At 56.6% G+C, this 6,456-nt stretch carries 6 protein-coding genes; all 6 read right to left on the bottom strand.

Annotated elements, in window-relative coordinates:
- Positions 1-145 precede the first annotated feature (145 nt).
- Positions 146-769 carry a protein-methionine-sulfoxide reductase heme-binding subunit MsrQ gene (msrQ, locus tag EJA70_RS13670; protein WP_158831331.1) on the bottom strand — a complete coding sequence of 208 codons (624 nt, stop codon included), beginning with the start codon at positions 767-769 and terminating at the stop codon, positions 146-148.
- Complete coding sequence (gene msrP, locus EJA70_RS13665; RefSeq protein ID WP_158831329.1) at positions 769-1,782, bottom strand: protein-methionine-sulfoxide reductase catalytic subunit MsrP; 1,014 nt, start codon at positions 1,780-1,782, stop codon at positions 769-771. The genes msrQ and msrP overlap by 1 nt, the downstream gene beginning before the upstream one ends.
- Positions 1,783-1,845: 63 nt before the next feature.
- Positions 1,846-2,703, bottom strand: coding sequence for a CDP-diacylglycerol--serine O-phosphatidyltransferase (gene pssA / locus EJA70_RS13660; RefSeq protein WP_008080822.1), 858 nt, complete (start codon positions 2,701-2,703; stop codon positions 1,846-1,848).
- Positions 2,704-2,852: 149 nt separating this feature from the next.
- On the bottom strand, positions 2,853-3,869 hold the full coding sequence (gene ilvC, locus EJA70_RS13655) for a ketol-acid reductoisomerase (RefSeq protein ID WP_053123857.1): 1,017 nt from the start codon (positions 3,867-3,869) through the stop codon (positions 2,853-2,855).
- 48 nt (positions 3,870-3,917) lie between these two features.
- Complete coding sequence (gene ilvN, locus EJA70_RS13650; protein WP_003176102.1) at positions 3,918-4,409, bottom strand: acetolactate synthase small subunit; 492 nt, start codon at positions 4,407-4,409, stop codon at positions 3,918-3,920.
- A gap of 2 nt (positions 4,410-4,411) precedes the next feature.
- A complete protein-coding gene (locus tag EJA70_RS13645; protein WP_158831327.1) occupies positions 4,412-6,136 on the bottom strand; it encodes an acetolactate synthase 3 large subunit in 1,725 nt (574 codons plus the stop codon).
- Positions 6,137-6,456 lie beyond the last annotated feature (320 nt).

Here is a 6,456-nt window from a genome sequence, read left to right as displayed (position 1 = left end):
TCTTTTTCAACTTCTTTCTGCGCTTCGATGAACTGAAGCACCTGCTGCCGAAACCTACATAACTCATTGAATCTCAAGGAGTTTTCCGTTTCGACTGCGCCGGAAGTGGGGCGAATTATAGACATCTGAGATCTGCCGTCAACCGTTAATTTCGCTTTTCTTGCAAAACCGGCTTTTTGGCCAGCAAACGCGGGATACGCCGCGTCACGGGCGGTATACGCAGCAGCATAAGCACTGCACCTATAAAGGCATAGATCGCCCATTCCTCAAGATCAGCGCGCACGATCCACAGCATATGCAGCAAACCCAAACCCAAAATCACGTACGCCAGGCGATGCAGCTTCTTCCAGCGCGAGCCCAAACGACGCTGACTGTAGCGATTGGACGTCACGGCGAGCGCCAACAATCCGAGAAAGCCCAACGCCCCTACTATTATGTAAGGCCGCTTGCGCAACTCGACCGCCAGTTGCGACCAATCGAAACCGAGGATAAACGCCATATAGCTGCACAGATGCAAAACCACGTAGGCGAAACACCAAAGCCCCAACTGACGGCGCACAGCAATCCACCCTGCCCACCCGGTGAGTTTCTGCAGAGGCGTCATGCTCAAGGTGATCAACAGCAGCACTAACGTCCCCAGTCCCAGGCGGTCGACCAATACCTTGCCGGGATCCGGCCCGAGCAAATCCTCAAGCGCCTGATACAACCAGAGCATCGGCCAGACTGCCGCCGCAATAAAAACGCTAATACGCCATAACGGAAATCGCATCAGTAGTTCTTCCGCAGATCGAGCCCTGTATATAAAGAAGCAACTTCATCCGAGTAGCCGTTGAACATCTGCGTATCACGCACGTTCGGCTTGAACAGACTGTTCGGCAAGCGCCGCTCCCGCGCCTGCGTCCAGCGCGGGTGATCAACTGTTGGATTCACATTCGCGTAAAAGCCGTATTCATCCGCCGCGATGCTTTGCCAGGTTGTTTTCGGCTGCTCGCTGACCAGACTGATACGCACGATGGATTTGACGCTCTTGAAACCATACTTCCACGGCACCACCAAACGCAGCGGCGCGCCATTCTGATTCGGCAACTCGCGGCCATACATGCCCACCGCCAGAATCGCCAATGGGTTCATTGCTTCATCCAGTCGCAAGCCCTCTACATAAGGCCAATCGATCAAGGCAAACCCGGAGCGTTGGCCGGGCATGCTCTTGGGATCCTGCAAGGTTTCAAAGCGGATGTACTTGGCCTTGGCATTCGGCTCAACTTGTTTGAGCAAAGCCGATATCGGAAAACCGATCCACGGGATCACCATTGACCACGCCTCGACACAGCGCAGGCGATAGATACGCTCCTCCAACTGGTACGGCTTGATGAAGTCTTCCAGCGCATATCGCCCGGGCTTACCCACCTCCCCGTCTATCACCACACTCCAGGGCTCGGTTTTCAGCGAGCCAGCATTCGCCGCCGGATCGCCTTTGTCGGTACCGAACTCATAGAAGTTGTTGTAGTGGGTCGCGTCTTTATAAGGTGTAACCGCCTCATCCTTGACGTTGACCGCGCCCCATTTAGTAGAAGGCAGTTTTTCAGCGAACCAGGCAGGCGCCTTGCCCGGTTCAACATCGGCATACCGAGCAGCATCGTCGGCATTGGCCCAACGCGGCAGGCTACTGGCGGCGATGCCGGCAGCAGTGGCTCCGAGCAATTGGCGGCGCGAGATATAAATGGATTCAGGCGTGACATCCGACTCATGACAGTCAGACGCTTTGGGGATTTTGATCAGCATGACAACTCCGCAGCTTTGGAGGACAGATGCACCCATAGACTGCGGAGTATGCGGGAAATTACATCACTCGGCTTTTTTGTGCCGACGAAGGCGCAACAGGTACTGCACCGGGCCCGACGCCGCGTAGGCAAGGAACACCAGCAACAGAATGCGCGGTGGATCGCTGAACACCACGGCGAACACCAGCACTACCGCAAGGATCGCCACGAATGGCACGCGCCCTTTCAAGTCCAGCTCCTTGAAGCTGTTGTACTTGATGTTGCTCACCATCAGCATGCCGGCAGCCGCGACCATCAGCGCGACCAGGAAAGACATCTTCGAACCCTGAATACCGTAATCGCTGAACGCCCAGACAATCCCCGCGACAACACCGGCCGCTGCCGGACTGGCCAGACCGATGAAATAGCGCTTGTCCGCCGTACCCACCTGAGTATTGAAACGCGCCAGACGCAATGCCGCGCCCGCGACATAGATGAAGGCAACCATCCAGCCGACCTTGCCCATGTCACCCAGCGCCCAGCCGAAGGCCAGTAACGCCGGTGCAACACCGAACGCAACCATGTCCGACAGCGAGTCGTACTCGGCACCGAAGGCACTTTGCGTATTGGTCATGCGCGCCACACGGCCGTCGAGGCCGTCGAGCACCATGGCGACGAAAATCGCGATCGCGGCAAAGGCGAAATACTTGCTCGCGTTGGCGGAATCTCCCGCGCTCAATGCCGCCTGCGCGCTCATCGAGTTGATGATGGAGTAAAACCCTGCAAACAGGTTTGCAGTGGTGAACAGATTCGGCAGCAGATAGATACCACGATGCCGGACTTTACGACCTTCTGCGTCGTGCCCTTCTTCGATGTGTTCATCGATGGGCAGCAGGCTTTCGGCGTCAGAAGCCTTGTTCGGCTCTTCGGGACGTTCGCTCATGGACATTACCTTGCAACGGTTTGGAGAAAATTCAACAGGTGTCTGAGGACGACAGTTCGGCCACAAACGCTGCAGCTTTATACCAGAACCACCGGCTCAAACGAAAAAACGCGGCCGAGGCCGCGTTTTTTCATACAGAGGACGACGACTTAGTTTTTGGCTTTGTCGACGATCTTGTTGGCACCGATCCACGGCATCATGGAACGCAGTTGCTCGCCGATGATTTCGATACCGTGAGCGGCGTTGTTACGACGCTTGGCGGTCATCGAAGGGTAGCCGGTTGCGCCTTCGCTGATGAACATTTTGGCGTATTCGCCGTCCTGAATACGTTTCAGGGCGTTGCGCATGGCCTGACGGGACTCGGCGTTGATGACTTCCGGGCCAGTCACGTACTCGCCGTATTCGGCGTTGTTGGAGATCGAGTAGTTCATGTTGGCGATACCGCCTTCGTACATGAGGTCAACGATCAGCTTCAGTTCGTGCAGGCATTCGAAGTAGGCCATTTCCGGCGCGTAGCCAGCTTCGACCAGGGTTTCGAAACCGGCTTTAACCAGTTCAACGGTACCGCCGCACAGTACGGCTTGTTCGCCGAACAGGTCGGTTTCAGTCTCGTCCTTGAAGGTGGTTTCGATGATGCCGGTACGACCGCCACCAACGCCAGCAGCGTAGGACAGTGCAACGTTTTTGGCGTTGCCCGAGGCGTCCTGGTAGATCGCGATCAGGTCAGGGATACCGCCGCCTTTCACGAACTCGGAACGTACAGTGTGGCCCGGGGCTTTCGGCGCGATCATGATCACGTCGAGGTCGGCACGCGGAACAACCTGGTTGTAGTGGATCGCGAAGCCGTGGGAGAAGGCCAGGGTGGCGCCTTTCTTGATGTTCGGCTCGATTTCATTCTTGTACAGCGACGACTGGAACTCGTCCGGGGTCAGGATCATGACCAGGTCGGCAGCCGCAACAGCGGAAGCAACGTCGGTCACTTTCAGGCCGTGAGCTTCAGCTTTGGCAACAGTGGCCGAACCTTTACGCAGACCAACGGTAACGTCGACACCGGAATCTTTCAGGTTGCACGCTTGGGCGTGGCCCTGGGAACCGTAACCGATGATGGCAACTTTCTTGCCCTGGATGATCGACAGGTCGCAGTCTTTTTCGTAATAAACTTTCATGAAATTCCCCTATATATCCAGGCCGTTCAGGCCATTCACTAATTTGGTTTAGATGCTGAGTACTTTGTCGCCGCGGGCAATACCGGTTACGCCACTACGGACGGTTTCCAGAATCGATGCGGTGCCGATGGACTGAATGAAGCTGTCGAGCTTGTCGCTGGTACCGGTCAATTGAACGGTATACACGCTGGCGCTGACGTCGACGATCTGTCCACGGTAAATATCGGTGGTGCGTTTGATCTCGGCGCGTTGGGCGCCAGTGGCCTTGACCTTGACCAGCATCAGTTCGCGCTCGATGTGAGCGCTTTCCGACAGGTCCACCAGCTTGACCACTTCGATCAGCTTGTTCAGGTTTTTGGTGATCTGCTCGATGACTTCATCGTGACCAACGGTGGTCAGCGTCAGACGCGACAGGGTCGGGTCTTCGGTCGGGGCCACGGTCAGGCTTTCGATGTTGTAGTTGCGCTGCGAGAACAGGCCGACTACGCGAGACAAAGCGCCGGGTTCGTTTTCCAGAAGCAAGGAAATAATGTGCCGCATGATTAAGTACGCTCCGTCTTGCTCAGCCACATGTCGCGCATCGAGCCGTCTTTGATCTGCATCGGATAGACGTGCTCGCTGGTGTCGACCGAAACGTCGATGATCACCAGACGATCCTTCATGGCAAACGCTTCTGCCATCTTCGACTTCAGATCTTTCGATTCGGTGATGCGTACGCCAACGTGGCCGTAGGCTTCCGCCAACTTGACGAAGTCAGGCAGCGATTCCATGTAGGAGTGCGAGTGACGGCTGCCGTAGCTCATGTCTTGCCACTGACGAACCATCCCCAGAACACCGTTGTTGAGGATGACGATTTTCACTGGCAAACCGTATTGCAGGCAGGTCGACAGTTCCTGGATGTTCATCTGGATACTGCCTTCGCCGGTGACGCAGGCAACGTCGTCATCCGGGAAGCTCAATTTGATACCCATGGCCGCCGGGAAACCGAAGCCCATGGTGCCCAGACCACCGGAGTTGATCCAGCGATTCGGCTTGTTGAACGTGTAGTACTGCGCCGCGAACATCTGGTGCTGACCGACGTCGGAAGTGATGAAGGCATCGCCCTTGGTCACTTCGCAGAGGGTTTCGATCACGGTCTGCGGCTTGATCACGCTGCCGTCGCCCTTGTCGTAAGGGAACAGGCCGCGATCACCGCGCCATTCATCCACCTGCTTCCACCAGCTGGCCACGGACTCCTTGTTCGGGGTCTCGCCGATTTCCTTGAGGATCGCGACCATTTCGGTCAGGACGCTCTCAACCGGACCAACGATAGGCACGTCGGCCTTGATGGTTTTGGAAATCGAAGCCGGGTCGATGTCGATGTGGATGATCTTGGCGTTCGGGCAGAATTTCGCCGGGCCGTTGATCACGCGATCGTCGAAACGCGCGCCGACAGCGAGGATCACGTCAGCGTGGTGCATCGCCAGGTTGGCGGTGTAGCTGCCGTGCATGCCGAGCATGCCGATGAACTGACGATCAGTGCCGGGGAAACCGCCCAGGCCCATCAAAGTGTTGGTCACGGGCAGGTTAAGCATTTTTGCCAGTTCGGTCAGCGGTGCGGAACCGTTGCCGAGAATCACGCCGCCACCGGAATAGAGTACTGGGCGCTTGGCCGCCAGAAGCATTTCTGCTGCCTTGCGGATTTGCCCGGAGTGACCGCGAACGGCCGGGCTGTAGGAACGCAGCTTGGCTTTCTTCGGGAAGATGTATTCGAACTTCTCGGCCGGGTTGGTCATGTCTTTCGGGATATCGACCACGACCGGGCCCGGACGACCGGATTGCGCCAGGTAGAAGGCCTTCTTCATGACTTCCGGGATTTCCGAGGCGTGCTTGATCATGAAGCTGTGCTTCACGATCGGCCGGGAGATGCCGATCATGTCGGTTTCCTGGAACGCGTCGGTGCCGACCATGGTGCTTGGCACCTGACCGGAAATGATCACCATTGGAATCGAATCCATATAGGCCGTGGCGATACCGGTGATGGCGTTTGTGGCGCCTGGACCGGAAGTCACCAATACCACGCCGGCTTTACCGGTGGCACGGGCGTAGCCGTCAGCCATATGGGTTGCCGCTTGTTCGTGACGAACCAGGATGTGATTCACTTCCGGTTCTTTGAACAGGGCATCGTAAACATGCAGGAGAGCACCACCCGGGTACCCGTAGATATATTTGACGCCTTCGTCACGCAAAAAGCGGACGAGCATCTCACCGCCAGATAAAAGCTCCACGTTGTTCACCTCTAAAACGCCAGAATACCGTCCACAAAAAAGGGGCGGGTCTTAATAGGTTTACTTCTCGGCAGAGCATGAGCGACGGTGGTCGCCGACTACGTCAGCACTGACTGAGCAAGTATTGGGATCGTCCCAAGTGTTGCGGGCCTTTCCCACCCAGCGCGAGGTAACGCGTTGCGGGTGTAACAGGTCGGCGCGGATGTGCGCCTCATGATCTACCGAGTGGGTCTGCTTCTGGCAGTCCCTCTACAGCGGACTTTCGATTCTTCTGTTTCGCCCTCTCCAAGTCAAGTCGTCTGTGTGGTTAATTGTGGGTA

The sequence above is a fragment of the Pseudomonas sp. PB103 genome, assembly GCF_009764635.1.
Lineage (GTDB): Bacteria > Pseudomonadota > Gammaproteobacteria > Pseudomonadales > Pseudomonadaceae > Aquipseudomonas.
The sequence above is the reverse complement of the archived record's forward strand: the minus strand, read 5'-3'. Positions and strand labels throughout refer to the sequence as shown.

Bases quoted from the DNA above. Each gene is read 5' to 3' on its own strand.
- msrQ (WP_158831331.1), bottom strand. From the start codon at position 769: ATGCGATTTCCGTTATGGCGTATTAGCGTTTTTATTGCGGCGGCAGTC.
- msrP (WP_158831329.1), bottom strand. From the start codon at position 1,782: ATGCTGATCAAAATCCCCAAAGCGTCTGACTGTCATGAGTCGGATGTC.
- ilvN (WP_003176102.1), bottom strand. From the start codon at position 4,409: ATGCGGCACATTATTTCCTTGCTTCTGGAAAACGAACCCGGCGCTTTG.
- pssA (WP_008080822.1), bottom strand. From the start codon at position 2,703: ATGAGCGAACGTCCCGAAGAGCCGAACAAGGCTTCTGACGCCGAAAGC.
- ilvC (WP_053123857.1), bottom strand. From the start codon at position 3,869: ATGAAAGTTTATTACGAAAAAGACTGCGACCTGTCGATCATCCAGGGC.